This is a genomic window from Bacillus paramycoides (assembly GCF_038971285.1).
Classification (GTDB): Bacteria; Bacillota; Bacilli; order Bacillales; family Bacillaceae_G; genus Bacillus_A.
The window spans coordinates 4,915,458-4,932,497 of sequence record NZ_CP152427.1; the positions used below are offsets into that span (position 1 = coordinate 4,915,458).

Genomic DNA, 17,040 nt, shown 5'->3' on the forward strand with positions numbered 1-17,040 from the left:
TTATAAAAATTATTATCAAGTACTAATAGTAATTCTTATTATCAGATATAACAAGAGGGAAATAAAAAAAGTCCTAACCTACAAAACGTAAGTTAGGACTTTTTGACGCGCCCAGAGGGATTCGAACCCCCGGCAGACGTGGTACCGGAAACCACCGCTCTATCCGACTGAGCTATGGGCGCATGATTATAAAATATACTTCATTTTCTCTTCATAATAATAGCAATAAAAACCATTTAAATCAATAAAAACTCTTTGATTGCACGTTATATATACGCTATTTTTTGCATAAAAACGCCCCCAAATTTCTACACTTAGGAGGCAATTTTTATCCACTTTATTTATCTAGCTTCTCTTTAATCTCTTTTGGAATTTCATTCGGTTGTACTTCTTGGTATGTTTCAATATATTCGCCTTTCGTTTTAACCTTTACATATGCTCCTTCTCGAAGCCCACGAGGTGCGTAAAACTTAACGTCTCTTCCTTCGCCCGAAGCGTAACAACCAGTAAGTTTATAATCCCCAGCTACCTCTCCGATTTTGGATAGTCGGCCAGATTCTTTCGCTTTTACATATAACCAATCCTCTTTCACAAGCGGGTTATATCTATCTGTTATCTCATTATGAGAAACACTTGCCACACCAATAACTAATATAAAAAGTCCAATTAAACCTAATAATAATTTCTTCATTTTTCTCTCCTTCAAACATCCTTTTAACTTGCTTTACTCTCTTTATTCTAAGAGAAAAAGTTTTTGTCCACTATCGCTTATCCTTACATATTCATTATAAAATTGTAATCCATATATGTAGCACCCCTAAATTTTCCAATCATAAATTCACCCGAACTCACAAATTATAATCTTTGAATTGATATTCCAAAGGGGGCTTCATTCAATGACTGTAATTACGAAACTAAAGCAAACTGTTTCTGGATTAAAAAGTGCACAAGCTAGCTTAGAGGGATTCGCTCTTGATACGGATAACCAACAAGCAAAGCAACTTTTCCAAACAGCTGCGCAGCAAACACAAACGATTATCGATTCTTTAAACCCACGTGTTGAAGAAGTCCAACAAGAAGAACCACAATACTCACAGCAATAACGGATTCGTCATGCTGTGAAATAGAAAAAGGATGATATGCAGTCATCCTTTTTCTATCACATTACATATTGCAATAGAAACGGAATGATAATCATGCAAAAACTCGGCCTCATAACCGCATTATTTGCCCTTTTATTTAGCTCTTTTACCGGGTGTGATAATAGTCCCTTAGATAAAAAAGTGAAGGAAGAGGCAAAACGAACAGAGAAAGAAAAAGGTCCCGAATTAACAAAGACGAGTACGGAATCCTTTAATCAATCTATATCACAAGGAGCCAAGAAAAGGGCTCTTGCTATGGATGAAATTATAAAAAGCACAGCAGTGAATTCAAATTTAGATCTCTATATAGCAGTTACACCTGAGCATCACGAAAGGTTTGGATTAAAACCGCTCCGTAAGAAGCTTCAAAAACAGCTAAGTGACGAGCATCCTACTTTCGATGTTCGTGTAAGTACAGATAAAAAAATCTTTATGTTACTTGAAAAGCTTGAAAGAAAAATTAAGGAAAAAGAAGTATCTAAAGATGAAATTAATAAGCAATTAAAATTCATTGGTAAAAAAATGGAGTCTAACACTTAACGCTTTTTAATAGAAAAGGAAGGATCGCAATGTCTAGTAAAGATAAGAACTTAACCCCTGTACAACAGGAGTACAAAAAATTTGAACAAGAACGCGAACCGAAGCGTCCTGTCTTAAAAAATTGTATTAAAGCCTTTTTCGTCGGTGGTTTTATTTGCTTCATTGGACAACTCATTTCTACATTTTATATCACATATTTTGATTTCACTGAACGCTCAGCAGGAAATCCAACAGTCGCAACTCTCATTTTCATTTCCATGTTATTAACTGGATTTGGTATATACGATCGGTTTGGGCAGTTTGCCGGGGCAGGCACAGCTGTACCTGTTACTGGATTTGGTAACTCTGTTATTGCCGCATGTATCGAACACCGAACGGAAGGATTTGTCCTTGGCGTTGGCGGTAATATGTTCAAATTAGCTGGTTCTGTTATTTTATTTGGTGTATTTTCAGCTTTCGTCATCGCACTTATTAAAACGATTCTCGTTCAATGGGGAGGGCTATAAATGTTACAAGGACACCGAACGTGGGTATTTGAAAACAAACCGGTTATTATTTCGACAGGAGTCGTCGGCGGGCCGTTTGAAGCAAAAGGAAAAATTCCAGAAGACTTTGATATCCTTCATGAAGATTTATGGCTCGGACAGGATTCCTATGAAAAAGCACATAAAATTTTATTTGAAGAAGCTTGTAGCCGCGCCACTGAAAAAGCAGAACTTCGTAAAGACGATATTCAATTCGTACTTGCAGGAGATTTAATTAATCAAATTACTCCTACAAGCTTTGCTTGCCGTACACTGGGCACTCCTTATCTCGGACTATTCGGCGCTTGTTCTACTTCTATGGAAGGTTTAGCACTTGGGGCAAGTATCGTAAATGCAAAAGGCGCAAAATATTTATTAACCGGGGCATCAAGTCATAACACTGCTGTAGAAAAACAATTCCGCTATCCTACCGAATACGGTGGACAAAAGCCACCTACTGCACAGTGGACAGTAACCGGAGCCGGAGCTGCTATTTTAAGCGATACTGGACACGGTCCTCAGGTAACATCCGCCACAATCGGAAGAGTAGTTGATATGGGATTAACAGATCCGTTTAATATGGGAGGCGCAATGGCTCCAGCTGCCGTCGATACAATTGAAGCTCATTTACGTGAACGTCAAATTGATGCCTCTTACTACGATTTAATCGTAACAGGCGATCTTGGCCATGTAGGACGCGAAATTGCTTATGACTTACTACATAAACACGGAGCGAAAGTAACGAGCGAACAGTTTCAAGATTGCGGACTACTCATTTATAGGGAGGGACAACCAGTCATAGCTGGTGCTAGTGGACCAGGATGTTCCGCAACAGTCGTGTACGGTCATTTATTAAACCGGATGAAAAGAGGAGAGTTCAAAAAAATACTCGTCGTTGCGACAGGCGCTTTACTATCTCCACTTACATTCCAACAAGAAGAAACGATTCCGTGTATCGCTCACGCCGTTTCGATTGAATTTGGAGGTGCAACGCAATGATTTTTTTCTGGGCTTTCGTCATTGGCGGACTCATATGTGTAATTGGTCAACTTATGTTTGATGTCGGCAAACTAACCCCTGCTCATACAATGGCAACACTTGTGGTTGTCGGCGCTATACTGGACGGATTCAACCTATATGAACCATTAATTGACTTTGCAGGTGCTGGTGCAACCGTACCCATTACAAGCTTTGGTAATGCCCTCGTCCACGGCGCAATGGAAGAAGCTGCAAAACATGGCATCGTCGGCGTCATTACCGGCATGTTTAAAGTAACGAGTGCTGGCGTATCCGCAGCTATTATTTTCGGCTTCATTGGAGCTCTGCTATTCAAACCGAAAGGATAAGAGGTGTTTGTATGACAGTTATCGCTAGCGTTAAAACTTGCCTTGCTAGTGTAAGGGGAGCTCAAGCAAGCTTAAGTTCCCTTTCGCTAAATTCTACAGACGATGAGGCTAAACGCGTATTTCATGAATGTATGTTAGAAATGGACAGCGTCATCGCTGATTTACAGGATAGAGTTTCAGTATTGGAACGTGAAGAACCTCAATATAAAGGGTTTTAAGTAGACTGGAGGAAATGACTATGTCTCACCTACCGGAATGGACACTTGTCATCCTTCGCTCTGTATTCATATTAATTATTTTATTCACTATTACAAAGTGCTTAGGAAAAAGGCAAATCTCTCAACTTTCCTTTTTTGAATACATAGCGGGAATGACAATCGGTGATATCGCTGCTCAAATAGCTACAGGGCTTGATCAAAAGTTTTTCCATGGTGTCTTTGCCATACTTATTTTCGCCTCAGTACCCTTCTTTGTCGGAATTCTCTCCCTAAAAAACAAAACTGCTAGAGATTTTTTTGAAGGGAAGTCTACAGTTTTAATAAAGGATGGCAAAGTACTTGAGGATAATTTAAAACAAGAAAAATATACAAGTGATGAGTTACTTGAACTTCTTAGAGGGAATGGTGCATTCAGTATAGCTGAAGTTGAATTTGCTGTCTTAGAACCGAGTGGAGAATTAAATGTATTATTAAAGAAAGATTCTCAGCCACTTACTGCAAAAGATCTCGGTTTAAAAGTGCCGAATGAAAAAGAACCACAAACTGTTATTATGGATGGAAATGTACTAGATGAACCACTTTCAGCAAGCGGGCATAACCGTGCTTGGTTACATTCTGAATTAGAAAAACTCGGTGTTGTCATCGAAAACGTCTTTCTCGGTCAAGTTGATTCATATGGACAACTTACTATCGACATTTATAATGACAAACTACAAATGCCTTCTCCTCAAAACAAACCTTTATTATTAGCATCTTTAAAAAAATGTCATGCTGATCTTGAACTATTTTCCCTAGAAACAAAGTCGAAATCAGCGAGCGAAATGTATAGTAAAAACGCGAAACAAATCGAAAAGATTTTAAATAAAGTAACCTATCTTTTAAAAGAATAAATATCGAAAGAACGCTTCAGTAAAAAGGCGTTCTTTTCTTTTTTTCTACAGTTTTTATAACGTTTAAATTTATGTGATTCGGTTATGATGTTGAAGATACATAAGCAGGGAATTTCAAAAACATAGCGAATATTTCATGGTACAACTACATATTTTTTTTGATTTAAAGTGGTTTCGTTTGACCTTTATTGACCATAATTGTATTATAAGACTAATAAAGCTTTAGAAGGAGGAAATAACAGATGAATTTAATTCCTACAGTAATTGAACAAACAAATCGTGGAGAACGCGCTTACGATATTTACTCTCGACTATTAAAAGACCGCATCATTATGCTTGGTAGTGCAATTGATGACAACGTAGCTAACTCAATCGTCTCCCAGCTTTTATTCTTGGAATCTCAAGATCCAGAAAAAGATATTCACATCTACATCAACAGCCCTGGTGGTTCTATCACAGCAGGTATGGCAATTTACGATACAATGCAGTTTATTAAACCACAAGTATCAACAATCTGTATCGGTATGGCTGCATCTATGGGTGCATTCTTACTTGCAGCAGGTGAAAAAGGAAAACGTTATGCACTTCCAAACAGTGAAGTAATGATTCACCAACCACTTGGTGGAGCACAAGGTCAAGCGACTGAAATCGAAATCGCTGCTAAACGTATCCTATTCTTACGTGAAAAACTAAACCAAATTCTTGCTGACCGCACAGGTCAACCACTTGAAGTACTACAACGCGACACAGACCGCGACAACTTCATGACAGCAGAAAAAGCTTTAGAATACGGTTTAATCGATAAGATCTTTACAAATCGTTAATACTTAAAAGTGAAAGCGGCTCGTTCAAAATCGCAGGGTGTTGGAGCTTTTACATCCGAGGCGCTTTTTTCCTCGAATGTAAAAGCGAAACAACCGAAGATTCTAGCCGCTGGAGCTAGATACACTAAAAGCGAAAGCGCCCTATAACAGGGCGCTTTTTTTATATGTTGTTCTCCGCTCACATACCCCACCTAGTATCACCTTAAATATATCGGCGATTTTTCAAATATATCGACCGTAACTCCAATTATATCGGCGATTATTTCAATATATCGACGATTCCACACAACTTATCGACTTACCGACAATTCTCGACAAGCACGCGCCCCTACATACCCTCACCCCCACCAACAAACAACAAGCCCAAAACAACAAAAAAGCTATCGCACACGCGCGATAGCTTCTTATTGTACATATGCAGCTAATGCTTCTAAAGCTTCTTCTGCATCTGAACCTTCTGTTGTAATTGTTATCATGCTACCAGTTCCAATTGCTAAGCTCATAATCCCCATTATGCTCTTTGCATTTACTGTCTTTCCATCTTTCTCAATGAAGATATCCGCATGAAAGCGATTTGCCTCTTGTACAAACAACGCAGCCGGACGTGCTTGTAAACCGTTTTTTAATGAAACCTGAACTCTTTTTTGAACCACAGCTCCATTTCCCCTTTACCCTCTTATTTTTTTGCTACCGTTTCCCCCGCGCGTAATTTCTCTGCAATATCATCGATTTTACGCAAACGATGATTAATACCCGATTTACTAATTTTCCCCCCGGATACCATCTCACCTAACTCTTTCAATGTTACATCTTGATAATCTCTTCGTAGTTGCGCAATTTCTCGTAGTTTATCTGGCAATATATCAAGACCAACCGTCTCATCAATGTAGCGGATATTTTCAATCTGCCTTAGCGCTGCACCAATTGTTTTATTTAAATTAGCTGTTTCGCAGTTCACTAAACGATTTACAGAATTACGCATATCACGTACGATTCGAATGTCTTCAAATCTTAAAAGTGCATTATGAGCACCTATAATATTTAAAAACTCTGTAATTTTTTCTGCTTCTTTCAAATACGTAATGTACCCTTTTCTTCTTTCCAACGTCTTACTATTTAAATCAAATCCGTTCATCAATTCACATATAGCATCATTATGTTCCTTATATAACGAAAAGATCTCTAAATGATAAGATGATGTTTCTGGGTTATTTACTGAACCACCTGCTAAAAATGCACCGCGTAAATACGATCGTTTACAACATTTCTTCTCAATTAATTCTTGCGATATATTTCGAATAAATGAAAAGTCATCTCGCACGATATGAAGATCAGCTAATATTTCGCGAGATTTCTCAACGAGTCGTACGATATATACGTTATTTTTCTTCAATCGCATTTTTTTACGAACAAGCAATTCTACCGTCACGTCATATCCTTTTTTCAAAAGCGTATAAATCCTTCTTGCAATTGCCGCATTTTCCGTTTGAATATCGATAGATAGACGACGATTTGAAAAAGAAAGCGATCCGTTCATGCGAAGTAACGCTGATAATTCTGCTTTCTCACAGCATTCCTTCACCTCTAGATTCGTCAACTCTTTCTTTGTTTCTGATGCAAATGACACAGCCAACACCTCCTTATACGATTATTGTGGAACAAAAATCTTGTCCTATATGAAACGAGGAGCGTTACCTCAAATGAGGCAACGCACATCTACAACAGTGAATATAAAATAGAAGCTAGTTTTAATGTATCGTGTCTTACAACACGGTCATCATACTTCGCTAATTTATCTTGAATAACATCAATATTGTTTTCAGTAAAACGTTCTTCATCTACTACAACTGGTGCTGACATTTCTTCCTCATATAACTGACGTAATTCACAAGGAATATCACGGTTATTTACAATTGCAGTATCGATAAATGGTTTACCTAAATGATCATGTAACGCCTGCACATGGTCAAACGCAGTATATCCCATCGTTTCACCAGCTTGCGTCATAACATTACACACATATACCTTCTTCGCTTTTGCAGCGAGAACAGCGTCCCCGATTTTGTTAACAACTAAATTCGGTAATATACTCGTATACAAACTTCCTGGGCCGAAAACAAGTAAATCAGCTCGTTTAATCTCAGTCAACGTTTCATGTAACGGCTCTACATCTTCTGGAGTTAAAAAGACACGGTTAATCTTCTTCCCGTAATAAGGAATCTTTGATTCACCTGTTACAATTTCTCCATCTTCTAGTTCCGCATGCAGTACTGCACTTTGATTCGCTGCCGGTAATACACGTCCTCTAACATTTAACACTTTGCTCGTTTCCGTAATCGCGTGGAAAAAGTCTCCTGTAATCGAGGTCATACCTGCCAACAATAAATTTCCTAACGCATGACCTTTCAGCCCATCTCCCGTTGTGAAACGATGCTGAAATAAAGCTTCCACCAGTGGCTCTACATCTGATAACGCAACAAGTACGTTACGAATGTCACCTGGAGGTGGAATTTCTAGCTCATCACGTAATCTACCTGAACTGCCACCATCATCAGCGATTGTAACAACTGCTGTAATATCAACTGGATATTGTTTTAATCCTCTCAATAATACAGAGAGTCCAGTACCGCCTCCCATGATAACAATTTTAGGTTTTCTCTCTTTTTTCATCCCTTAATGGCCCTTTCTCTTCTCCACATCACGATGAGATACATGAACGCTATACTCTGGTTTCAAATGTTTCCCAAGGTATTCTGTAAGCGTAACAGAACGATGCTGCCCACCTGTACATCCAATTGCAATTACAAGTTGACTCTTACCTTCTCTTTTATAATGAGGCAGCATGAAAGTGATAAGATCCGTCAATTTCTCTAAAAACTTATGCGTCTCATTAAATTTCAGCACATACGATGAAACTTCTTCATCTAGTCCTGTTAATGGCTTCATATGTGGAATGTAGTATGGATTTGGTAAAAAACGAACATCAAACACTAAATCTGCATCAATTGGAATGCCGTACTTAAATCCAAATGACATAACATTTACACGAAATGCTTGCTCCGTTTCAGTTGAAAACAGGTGAACAATTTTTTCACGTAATTCTTTCGGTTTTAAATCCGATGTATCAAGCACAATATTCGCTCGTGCCTTCATATCAGTTAATAAGTTGCGCTCCATCTCGATTCCCTTTAACGGCAAACCAGTTGGTGCAAGTGGATGCGAACGTCTCGTTTCTTTATAACGAGTTACAAGCGTGCCATCTTTCGCATCTAAGAATAAAATATGAGGAATAATCCATGTACGTTCTGATAAATCATCAAGTGCTCCCCATAAATGTTCGAAAAATTCTCGGCCACGTAAATCAACGCCAAGTGCTACTTTATTCATTTTCCCTTTTGAATCCGCCATAAGCTCAATAAACTTTGGCAATAACATCGGTGGTAAATTATCTACACAGAAATATCCTAAATCTTCAAAACTTTGCAAGGCTACTGTCTTTCCTGCTCCAGACATTCCTGTAATAATTACCATTTTTATATCATTATTCTCTGTCATCGTATCCTCTCCTTGACGGTTTAACTCGGATCTAATCGATATGAAAGCAACTCAAAATCTGGGGTATATACAAATGTACCGTAGATTATGCCATTTCCTTTAATTAAATAATCAATAATGTGATAATCTCCTGGTGCCATTGCTAAATCATCAATTTTATCAAATGTATGCCAACCAATGATGCCTTCTTCGCTCTCTAGTTTGTTTTCTCCTGCAAAATCTGTCGCTAAAAAGGAGAACATCATCCATTCAGAAACAACTTTATCACCTTCTTGGATGACAAAGGTGAAGACCCCCTTTAACGCTGGGTTCTTTAAATAAATACCTGTTTCTTCACGATACTCGCGAACAACGGAATCTCTTACAGTCTCCCCACGCTCCATTTTCCCGCCTGGTGCAACCCACCAATTCCGGCGAGGTTTTTGAAGTAAGAGTACTTCATTATCTCTAATTAACACACAGTTTGTCACTCTTTGCATGTTTCTTCACCTCAGCTACTTGCAGTAAATTTCTCACTGCATACTCATTTCATTATACTATCAAAAACAGTTTGCTACAACGAAGGAGCCAGTCTCCCTTTCGCTAAGCACTGCTACTCAACAATTTTAAAAAAGCTTTTTATAACAAGCAATGTAAATGCCTGGACTTTCAGTGAATAGCATGAAAAATCCCCTTAACGACTTTTATCGCCAAGGGGATTAGAGCCCTTACTTCTTACCGAAATAAGTAACAATCGCAAGTCCTAAAATAAAGGTAATAATTGAACTTATAATTGAGAATCCACCAGTCGGAATACCGGGGAACACAATCACAATCGAGCCGATAACAAGTCCAATAATTGCCGCAAATGTCATACTTTTATAACGATCTAATAAGAAACTAATTCCTTTACTACTTACAACGAACCCTACCATAACACCAGCACCGATAACTAGAATTAAAGGTAAGTTCAGTGTAGTTAAAGCATTAATTGCTGTCGGATACACACCAATAATTAATAAAATAAATGATCCGCTAATTCCAGGAAGCAACATAGCCATACTAGCCATCCACCCTGCAAAAAACAAACCAATTGCATTTAAAATTGTTAACGTTGTAATTGGATCTGCTGTCTTATCTGGTTTAAAAAAAGCTGTGATTGCAACAAGAATTGCTGCAACTATTAATAAAACAATGTGCTTACCTTTAAACGACGACTTTGCATCAGCTTCCCTCATTAACATCGGTAATATACTAATAATTAAACCGAGGAAGAAAAATTGAGTCGGTTCATAATGATTTGCAAGTAAATATTTAATAACGTGACTTAACGTTAAAAACGCTGCCGCCACACCAGCTGCAAGGGGAATTAAAAATCCTAAATGCTTTTTCCATTCACGACTAAAGAACCCACTAATTGCTGCAAGCAATTGTTCATAAATCCCTAACACAACAGCGATTGTACCGCCGCTCACACCAGGAATTAAATCACTAACGCCCATACAAAATCCACGATATATATTACGCCATTCCATACTGAATAAATTCCTCATTTCTTATAGTGATTTTTCCGTAAAGTTCAGTATATCAATAAGAAATCTTATAATACCGATATTTTTTGACAAAACTTTGACATTTTCACACAAAAAAAGAAGAAAGCTCCTATCTGTAGCTTTCTTCTCAAAAGGTATGTTATTCCTTATTTTTCTGATACGGTTTTTAGTTCTTCTAATAATTCTTCAACGTAATGCTGTGCACTTTGTGCTGCGATACTACCGTCACCTGTTGCAGTTACAATTTGACGTAGCATTTTTTCACGAACATCTCCAGCTGCGAAAATACCAGGAATTTTCGTTTCCATACGCTCATTTGTTTCAAGGTAACCATTTTCATTTGTAATACCTAGTTCAACAAATGGTTTTGATAATGGTAACATACCGATGTATACGAATACGCCGTCAGTTTTGACTTCTTTCTCTTCTCCACTGTTTACGTCTACAAGTGTTACACTTCCTACTTTACCACTTGCTTCGTTAATTTCTTTAATCGTGTGGTTCCAAATGAAATCTACTTTCTCATTTTGGAAAGCACGATCTTGTAAAATTTTCTGTGCACGAAGCGTGTCACGACGGTGAACGATCGTTACTTTTGATGCGAAGCGTGTTAAGAACACACCCTCTTCAACAGCAGAATCTCCGCCGCCAATAACTACAAGTTCTTTCCCTTTAAAGAATGCGCCGTCACATACTGCACAATATGATACACCGCGGCCGCCAAGTTCAGCTTCACCTGGCACTCCAATTTTTTTATATTCTGCACCGCTTGCAACGATAATTGCACGTGCTTTATATTCTTTTTTACCAGCAATAATTGTTTTGTATTCTTTACCATCGACGACTGCTTTCACATCACCGTATGCATATTCAGCACCAAATTTCTTCGCATGCTCGAACATTTTATTTGATAAGTCTGGTCCTAAAATAGACTCATAACCTGGGTAGTTTTCTACATCTTCTGTGTTTGCCATTTGGCCACCTGGAATACCGCGTTCAAGCATTAATGTGCTTAAATTCGCACGAGATGTATATACTGCAGCTGTCATACCAGCTGGTCCTGCACCAATAATAATGACATCATAAATTTTTTCTTCTGACACACCATTCACTCCTATTCATTCCTACACAATTAAGTTACCCTCATTATACTGTTAGCATCATTTTTTTCCCAATGATTTGCTTATCTTATGTGTGCGTACGTTTAACAGCCTGCACATACTTTCGAACAGTCGCTACAGATACATTATATACATCTCCAAGCTCCGACTGTGTCATCTTATTTCCTTGTTCGCTGCGTACGATATATTCAACCGCAGCTGACCAACCGTATACATTTGTAAAAACTGCTCCAGATGTATATAAACGTATGAACGTACAGAACCAAAATTGTAAACACTCTTCGATTAATTCATCATCTTTTTTCGTATAATTGTATAAAGCATCCGCAATTCGCGCGCACTGTTCAAATTGCTGTAAATCAGCTGGAATGCTCTTATGGCTATTAAGTAAAAAGAAATACTTTGCAAGTTGCGATACGATTGGAACACCATTCTTCGCTTGCGTTACATCAAAGAAGAATCCCACCTTCTCCGGCGTTGATAATTCATTCATTAAATATAAAGCTAGCATTTGTTCCTCTAGCGTCGCACTTTGCTGAAATGATTTTCGTAATTCTTCAAATAACACGTTTTGTCCTTCATCCGCTAAATTTAGCGCATTCCACGGCTCTTTCCCCTTTTTATCAGGGTGCAATTCTACAACATGTTGCCACATTTTTTCCGCTACTTGCTGATCTTTCACCATATAAGCAGAATATGCAAACCAATAATAGAAACTAACGTCTCCCTCGTATCCTTGACGTTTTAATACTTTGAACCATTTATACGCATACTCGAAATGACCAATTGTTGCAAGTGTCGTTCCTAGTTTCAAACGATGTTCAAATGAAATTGGATATACTGCAACTAACTGAGCAGCTAACGCTTCTACTTGTTTATGCTCTCCAATTGAATATAGAAAAATAAGCGTATTACAGAGTGCATGTATATTACCAGGATTTTTCTCTAAAATCATTTCCGTTAACTTTAGTGCCTTATCTACATTGCCAGATTGAAAATGCGCAATGGCTAAATTATTATGCCCCGACCAAAATTCCGGATAATCTTTCGTAACAATTTCTAATGTAGTAATTGCTTCTTCCAATTGTCCGTTACGAATATAACGATTCGCTTCTTCCTGCATAACAATTAAATCATCTTCATCCTCAATCTCTTCTGCACCCATCGCTTCTTCTTCCATAATTTCAAGTAATTCTAATGTATCTTCAACGAATTCCTTCTCTTCCGCCACTTCTAAATAACGCTCCGCATATTTTTTCGCCTGCTGAAATAGCCCCATATATGCATAGTTATTTGCAATAAAATAATAGCATTGTTCAAGTTCAGGGTTAGATCTAACTAACTTTAAGAAGGTTTGATTCGATTCTTGATATTCACCAGCCTCAGATAATACTGTTGCTAATTGGCATAAAATAAACGGCTCCTTCTCACTTTGTGCCGCTCTTCGAAAATATTTAATTGCATCTTGCAATTTTTGTCCTTTGTAAGCCCTCATCCCTTTTTTATAAAAGAAGTCCGCTAATTGATTAAAAGAGATAACTTGTCCGTTCTCCTTATATATTCTTTGATTTTTCCCCATATATCCTCCAGTTTTTTGTTTTCTTCGTTCACACATTCTTCTATCTATAAGTATAAACGATTCCGTAAAAAACAAAACAGTATATTATACTCAATTATTTCCTTTTTATGCATTAAAAAAGAAGAGAAATGTTACATTTTTAGCATCAACCTTCTCTAGCATCCATTTCTTCTTTTGTATAAATAACACGCATTGGATTTCCACCCACGAAAGCGCCGCTTGGTACATCTCTATGAACAAGTGTGCCAGCTGAAACGATTGCGCCATCTCCAATCTTAACACCTGGTAATATCGTTGTATTTGCTCCAATCATCACTTCGTTTCCAATGACGATCTCTCCAAGTCGATATTCTCGAATTAAATATTCATGTGCTAAAAGCGTTGTATTATAGCCAACAATTGAATTTTCTCCCACAGTTATCTTTTCTGGGAACATAATGTCCGGCATTACCATAAGCGCGAACGATGTTTTCTTTCCTACCTTCATCCGTAAAAATGTACGGTACAGCCAATTCTTGACGGATAAAAATGGTGTATAACGAGCGATCTGGATAATAATAAAATTCTTCATTACCTTCCAAAAAGACACTGTTTTATACACATTCCATAATGAATTCTCTCCCGAAACGGGATAGCGCGTTGTCCGTCGCACTTAGCTCGCTCCTCTACTAAAAAGTGAAACTGTAAGTTAGTAGAGAAACATATCCCCTACTAACTTACTTGGACCTTTATGAACGGTTCATATTAGATAAAATCGGTAGTAAATCACTCATTTTATCTAACATAAAGTTCGGCTTGTAAGCCTCTAAATACGCTCTACCTTTCAGTGTCCATGAAACCGCAGCTGTTTTCGTACCCACATTTTGTCCACCAACAATATCATGATGGTTATCCCCAACCATCAATGCTTCTTCCGGTTTCGCATCTAATAACTGAAGTGCTTTTTGAAGTGGCTCTGGATGTGGTTTCACATGCTCTACATCATCAATTGTCACGACAACATCAAAAAACTCCTCAAGCTTCGAAAACTTTAATCCCATTTCAACAGTTTGTCTCGCTTTCGTTGTAACAATCCCAACTTTATAACCTTGCTTCTTCAACTCTTGAACTGTTTCATATACAGTTTCATATTCTTCTACTAGTTCATCGTGATGATCATGGTTAAATTGACGATAAGACGTGATCATCTCTTCAACCTTGTTTTCATCAATCTTGCTGAAAGTGTCATGTAAAGACGGACCGATAAATGGCAATACATCTTCACGCTTATATTGATTTGGATAATATGTATGTAACACATGTAAAAAAGAAGAAATAATAAGTTCGTTTGTATTAATTAAAGTTCCATCTAAATCAAATAACACTGTATTTATTCTCATTGCCTTAGTCCTTTCGCTTTCCTGAATATGAAAGAAGCAGCATCTCATAATAAGATGCTACTTTTCTCTAATTTTCCGAATATCTTTTATCAGCTTGCCCCATTTTTCGTCTCACAATAATGAAAATAATAGAAATAACAACAAGTCCAATTGACATTACTTGTGCAATACGAAGTGGTCCTAGCATTAAACTATCTGTACGTAAGCCTTCTACAAAGAAGCGTCCTATTGAATACCAAATTAAATATGTGAAGAATAGTTCCCCGCGGCGTAAGTTCACTTTGCGTAATGCAAGTAATAGAATTACTCCCGCAAAATTCCATAATGATTCATATAAAAACGTCGGGTGGTAGTACACACCATCAATGTACATTTGATTAATAATGAAATCCGGTAAATGAAGACCTTCTAAAAACTGTCTCGTTACTTCATCACCATGTGCCTCTTGGTTCATAAAGTTTCCCCATCGGCCAATTGCTTGTCCTAATAAAATACTTGGCGCAGCAATATCAGCCAACTTCCAGAATGAAACCCCGCGGCGTTTCGCAAAAAGAATCCCTGTAATAACAGCCCCGATTAAACCACCATGAATCGCCAATCCACCTTGACGAATATTAATAATTTGACTCGGGTTTTGCGCGTAATATTCCCATTCAAAAATAACATAGTACATTCTCGCAAATAGAATAGCGATCGGTACTGCAATTAATACAAGGTCAACAAATGTATCTTTTGGAATACCTAGCCTTTCTCCCTCGCGAGTTGCTAGCCAAAGACCTAATAGCACACCTGTACCGATAATAATCCCGTACCAATAAACAGGAAACGGCCCAAGTTGGACAGCTACGCGGTCAAGCTGTGGTACAGAACCTAACAGCATATGTATGACCTCCCTCTCCAAAGTTTACTCCTGATTTCCTAACTCAATCGCACTCATTAATCGTTCAGAGAACTGCTGTGCTGCGTTGACTCCCATACGTTTTAAACGGAAGTTCATCGCTGCCACTTCAATAATAACAGCCAAGTTTCGACCAGGGCGAACTGGAAGTGTAATCTTCGTAAGTTCTGTATCAATAATCTTCATCTTCTCTTCATCAAGACCTAAGCGATCGTAATTTTTCTTTTGATCCCAAATTTCAAGATTAATAACAAGTGTAATACGCTTATAATTTCGCACTGCCCCTGCACCAAATAACGTCATAACGTTAATGATACCTAGACCACGAATTTCTAATAAATGCTCAATTAAATCTGGTGAGCTTCCTACTAATGTGTCTTCATCTTCTTGGCGAATTTCTACACTATCATCCGCAACAAGACGGTGACCACGCTTCACAAGCTCAAGAGCTGTCTCACTTTTACCGACACCACTTTGGCCTGTAATTAAAACACCAACACCGTAAATATCCACTAACACACCATGTACAGCTGTTGTTGGCGCTAACTTACCTTCTAAATAATTTGTTAAACGACTTGATAATCTTGTTGTCGTTTGAGCAGAACGTAATAAAGGCATGCCTGATTCACGTGATGCTTGCAATAACTCATCTGGTACATCTTGATTACGAGTTACAATAATACATGGCGTCTCCTCAGTACAAAGCGCTTTCATTCTCTCTTGTTTTTGCTCTGTCGTTAACGTGTCAAAGAACGTAAGCTCCGTCTTTCCAAGAAGTTGCACGCGATCAGCTGGATAATATGTAAAAAATCCTGCCATTTCAATTCCAGGTCGTGATAAATCACTTGTATCAATCGGACGATGAATTCCTTCCTCACCACTTATTAACTCCAATTGAAATTGTTCAATTAAATCTTTTGTCCTTACTTTCGGCATATGTATAAACCTCCACTCCGCTGCGGGTTCAGTCTCATTTGATGTAAAATTCCATTCTACCGGATATTGTACCATTTTTTTCTGGAAACAAGAAATACGGTTTCTAATAAATAGAAAAAAACATTTCATACATATCATGAAATGTTTTTCTTTTTGTCATTTTCTCTTTTTTTCATATAAAGGTTCCACGATTGCTTTTTCAATAATCATATTAAAGATTGAAATACAAATTGCCGCAACAATCGCTACACCAAATCCTGATATATTAAATGCATCTCCTAATAATGAATCTGCTATTTTTAACGTAATCGCATTAATTACAATTAAGAAGAAACCAAAAGTTACAACAGTAATTGGTAGCGTAATTAAAATTAAAAACGGTTTTACAAACACATTTAAAACAGCCAAAATAATACTCGCAATAATTGCAGTTTGTATATTTGCTACGTAAAACGCGTCTGGTGCAATCCCTTTTAAAAGTCCCGATACAGCGATTAACACAACGCTATTTACAAGAAGTGATACAATCCATCTCATTTTCTTACACATCCTTTTG

The 17,040-nt window shown here is 37.7% G+C and carries 22 protein-coding genes and 1 tRNA gene; 8 read left to right on the plus strand and 15 right to left on the minus strand.

Annotation, left to right across the window (positions count from 1 at the left end; all coding sequences use genetic code 11):
• Positions 1 to 106 precede the first annotated feature (106 nt).
• Both AAG068_RS25655 and AAG068_RS25660 read right to left on the minus strand, forming a co-directional pair.
• A tRNA-Arg gene (locus tag AAG068_RS25655) sits at positions 107 to 182 on the minus strand.
• 155 nt (positions 183 to 337) lie between these two features.
• On the minus strand, positions 338 to 691 hold the full coding sequence (locus AAG068_RS25660; RefSeq protein WP_342716304.1) for a YxeA family protein: 354 nt from the start codon (positions 689 to 691) through the stop codon (positions 338 to 340).
• Between the two features lie 205 nt (positions 692 to 896).
• Here AAG068_RS25660 and AAG068_RS25665 point away from each other — a divergent pair, with 205 nt between their 5' ends.
• From AAG068_RS25665 to clpP, 8 genes are all read left to right on the plus strand, one after another.
• Entirely contained in the window at positions 897 to 1,103 is a 207-nt protein-coding gene (locus AAG068_RS25665) for a DUF1657 domain-containing protein (protein ID WP_000216166.1), read from the plus strand.
• A 93-nt stretch (positions 1,104 to 1,196) separates the two neighbouring features.
• Positions 1,197 to 1,682 (plus strand): YhcN/YlaJ family sporulation lipoprotein, encoded by a 486-nt coding sequence (locus tag AAG068_RS25670; RefSeq protein WP_342716307.1) that lies wholly within the window; start codon positions 1,197 to 1,199, stop codon positions 1,680 to 1,682.
• A gap of 29 nt (positions 1,683 to 1,711) precedes the next feature.
• The gene (gene spoVAC / locus AAG068_RS25675) at positions 1,712 to 2,188 is read left to right on the plus strand and encodes a stage V sporulation protein AC (protein WP_000095399.1); all 477 of its coding nucleotides are present in this window, start codon (positions 1,712 to 1,714) and stop codon (positions 2,186 to 2,188) included.
• Complete coding sequence (spoVAD, locus tag AAG068_RS25680; RefSeq protein WP_342716308.1) at positions 2,189 to 3,205, plus strand: stage V sporulation protein AD; 1,017 nt, start codon at positions 2,189 to 2,191, stop codon at positions 3,203 to 3,205.
• Complete coding sequence (gene spoVAE, locus AAG068_RS25685) at positions 3,202 to 3,552, plus strand: stage V sporulation protein AE (protein ID WP_000575922.1); 351 nt, start codon at positions 3,202 to 3,204, stop codon at positions 3,550 to 3,552. The genes spoVAD and spoVAE overlap by 4 nt, the downstream gene beginning before the upstream one ends.
• An 11-nt stretch (positions 3,553 to 3,563) precedes the next feature.
• A complete protein-coding gene (locus AAG068_RS25690) occupies positions 3,564 to 3,770 on the plus strand; it encodes a DUF1657 domain-containing protein (protein WP_000215916.1) in 207 nt (68 codons plus the stop codon).
• Between the two features lie 20 nt (positions 3,771 to 3,790).
• Entirely contained in the window at positions 3,791 to 4,660 is an 870-nt protein-coding gene (locus tag AAG068_RS25695; RefSeq protein WP_000018935.1) for a DUF421 domain-containing protein, read from the plus strand.
• Between the two features lie 242 nt (positions 4,661 to 4,902).
• Positions 4,903 to 5,484, plus strand: coding sequence for an ATP-dependent Clp endopeptidase proteolytic subunit ClpP (gene clpP / locus AAG068_RS25700; protein ID WP_001049162.1), 582 nt, complete (start codon positions 4,903 to 4,905; stop codon positions 5,482 to 5,484).
• A 404-nt stretch (positions 5,485 to 5,888) separates the two neighbouring features.
• Here the strand turns inward: clpP and AAG068_RS25705 are convergent, their stop codons facing one another.
• The 13 genes from AAG068_RS25705 to AAG068_RS25765 all read right to left on the minus strand — a co-directional run bounded on the left by AAG068_RS25705 (position 5,889) and on the right by AAG068_RS25765 (position 17,021).
• A complete protein-coding gene (locus AAG068_RS25705) occupies positions 5,889 to 6,137 on the minus strand; it encodes an HPr family phosphocarrier protein (protein ID WP_000250307.1) in 249 nt (82 codons plus the stop codon).
• A gap of 23 nt (positions 6,138 to 6,160) precedes the next feature.
• Positions 6,161 to 7,111, minus strand: coding sequence for a DNA-binding protein WhiA (gene whiA / locus AAG068_RS25710; RefSeq protein ID WP_097840930.1), 951 nt, complete (start codon positions 7,109 to 7,111; stop codon positions 6,161 to 6,163).
• 89 nt (positions 7,112 to 7,200) lie between these two features.
• Entirely contained in the window at positions 7,201 to 8,154 is a 954-nt protein-coding gene (locus AAG068_RS25715; protein ID WP_342716311.1) for a gluconeogenesis factor YvcK family protein, read from the minus strand.
• A gap of 3 nt (positions 8,155 to 8,157) precedes the next feature.
• A complete protein-coding gene (rapZ, locus tag AAG068_RS25720; RefSeq protein ID WP_342716312.1) occupies positions 8,158 to 9,039 on the minus strand; it encodes an RNase adapter RapZ in 882 nt (293 codons plus the stop codon).
• Between the two features lie 20 nt (positions 9,040 to 9,059).
• Positions 9,060 to 9,518: an NUDIX hydrolase gene (locus AAG068_RS25725; protein ID WP_001190080.1), complete on the minus strand. Its 459-nt coding sequence runs from the start codon at positions 9,516 to 9,518 to the stop codon at positions 9,060 to 9,062.
• A gap of 228 nt (positions 9,519 to 9,746) precedes the next feature.
• Entirely contained in the window at positions 9,747 to 10,553 is an 807-nt protein-coding gene (locus tag AAG068_RS25730; protein WP_342716313.1) for a DUF368 domain-containing protein, read from the minus strand.
• A gap of 164 nt (positions 10,554 to 10,717) precedes the next feature.
• Complete coding sequence (trxB, locus tag AAG068_RS25735; protein WP_342716314.1) at positions 10,718 to 11,674, minus strand: thioredoxin-disulfide reductase; 957 nt, start codon at positions 11,672 to 11,674, stop codon at positions 10,718 to 10,720.
• Between the two features lie 85 nt (positions 11,675 to 11,759).
• Positions 11,760 to 13,271 carry a tetratricopeptide repeat protein gene (locus AAG068_RS25740; protein WP_342716315.1) on the minus strand — a complete coding sequence of 504 codons (1,512 nt, stop codon included), beginning with the start codon at positions 13,269 to 13,271 and terminating at the stop codon, positions 11,760 to 11,762.
• A gap of 145 nt (positions 13,272 to 13,416) precedes the next feature.
• Positions 13,417 to 13,923, minus strand: a complete 507-nt coding sequence (locus AAG068_RS25745) for an acyltransferase (protein ID WP_342716316.1) — start codon at positions 13,921 to 13,923, stop codon at positions 13,417 to 13,419.
• 76 nt (positions 13,924 to 13,999) lie between these two features.
• The gene (gene ppaX, locus AAG068_RS25750; protein ID WP_342716317.1) at positions 14,000 to 14,650 is read right to left on the minus strand and encodes a pyrophosphatase PpaX; all 651 of its coding nucleotides are present in this window, start codon (positions 14,648 to 14,650) and stop codon (positions 14,000 to 14,002) included.
• Between the two features lie 67 nt (positions 14,651 to 14,717).
• Positions 14,718 to 15,530, minus strand: coding sequence for a prolipoprotein diacylglyceryl transferase (lgt, locus tag AAG068_RS25755; RefSeq protein WP_000924238.1), 813 nt, complete (start codon positions 15,528 to 15,530; stop codon positions 14,718 to 14,720).
• A gap of 24 nt (positions 15,531 to 15,554) precedes the next feature.
• Complete coding sequence (gene hprK / locus AAG068_RS25760) at positions 15,555 to 16,484, minus strand: HPr(Ser) kinase/phosphatase (protein WP_048528164.1); 930 nt, start codon at positions 16,482 to 16,484, stop codon at positions 15,555 to 15,557.
• Between the two features lie 156 nt (positions 16,485 to 16,640).
• Positions 16,641 to 17,021 carry a phage holin family protein gene (locus AAG068_RS25765; protein WP_001267308.1) on the minus strand — a complete coding sequence of 127 codons (381 nt, stop codon included), beginning with the start codon at positions 17,019 to 17,021 and terminating at the stop codon, positions 16,641 to 16,643.
• Positions 17,022 to 17,040 lie beyond the last annotated feature (19 nt).

What these genes read in the sequence shown, in the direction of transcription:
- AAG068_RS25730 (WP_342716313.1), bottom strand. Translation starts at nt 10,553, where the DNA reads ATGGAATGGCGTAATATATATCGTGGATTTTGTATGGGCGTTAGTGAT.
- AAG068_RS25660 (WP_342716304.1), bottom strand. Translation starts at nt 691, where the DNA reads ATGAAGAAATTATTATTAGGTTTAATTGGACTTTTTATATTAGTTATT.
- rapZ (WP_342716312.1), bottom strand. Translation starts at nt 9,039, where the DNA reads ATGACAGAGAATAATGATATAAAAATGGTAATTATTACAGGAATGTCT.
- AAG068_RS25715 (WP_342716311.1), bottom strand. Translation starts at nt 8,154, where the DNA reads ATGAAAAAAGAGAGAAAACCTAAAATTGTTATCATGGGAGGCGGTACT.
- spoVAD (WP_342716308.1), top strand. Translation starts at nt 2,189, where the DNA reads ATGTTACAAGGACACCGAACGTGGGTATTTGAAAACAAACCGGTTATT.
- AAG068_RS25695 (WP_000018935.1), top strand. Translation starts at nt 3,791, where the DNA reads ATGTCTCACCTACCGGAATGGACACTTGTCATCCTTCGCTCTGTATTC.
- AAG068_RS25740 (WP_342716315.1), bottom strand. Translation starts at nt 13,271, where the DNA reads ATGGGGAAAAATCAAAGAATATATAAGGAGAACGGACAAGTTATCTCT.
- AAG068_RS25765 (WP_001267308.1), bottom strand. Translation starts at nt 17,021, where the DNA reads ATGAGATGGATTGTATCACTTCTTGTAAATAGCGTTGTGTTAATCGCT.
- AAG068_RS25670 (WP_342716307.1), top strand. Translation starts at nt 1,197, where the DNA reads ATGCAAAAACTCGGCCTCATAACCGCATTATTTGCCCTTTTATTTAGC.
- AAG068_RS25690 (WP_000215916.1), top strand. Translation starts at nt 3,564, where the DNA reads ATGACAGTTATCGCTAGCGTTAAAACTTGCCTTGCTAGTGTAAGGGGA.
- lgt (WP_000924238.1), bottom strand. Translation starts at nt 15,530, where the DNA reads ATGCTGTTAGGTTCTGTACCACAGCTTGACCGCGTAGCTGTCCAACTT.
- AAG068_RS25665 (WP_000216166.1), top strand. Translation starts at nt 897, where the DNA reads ATGACTGTAATTACGAAACTAAAGCAAACTGTTTCTGGATTAAAAAGT.
- AAG068_RS25725 (WP_001190080.1), bottom strand. Translation starts at nt 9,518, where the DNA reads ATGCAAAGAGTGACAAACTGTGTGTTAATTAGAGATAATGAAGTACTC.
- ppaX (WP_342716317.1), bottom strand. Translation starts at nt 14,650, where the DNA reads ATGAGAATAAATACAGTGTTATTTGATTTAGATGGAACTTTAATTAAT.
- spoVAC (WP_000095399.1), top strand. Translation starts at nt 1,712, where the DNA reads ATGTCTAGTAAAGATAAGAACTTAACCCCTGTACAACAGGAGTACAAA.
- clpP (WP_001049162.1), top strand. Translation starts at nt 4,903, where the DNA reads ATGAATTTAATTCCTACAGTAATTGAACAAACAAATCGTGGAGAACGC.
- spoVAE (WP_000575922.1), top strand. Translation starts at nt 3,202, where the DNA reads ATGATTTTTTTCTGGGCTTTCGTCATTGGCGGACTCATATGTGTAATT.
- hprK (WP_048528164.1), bottom strand. Translation starts at nt 16,484, where the DNA reads ATGCCGAAAGTAAGGACAAAAGATTTAATTGAACAATTTCAATTGGAG.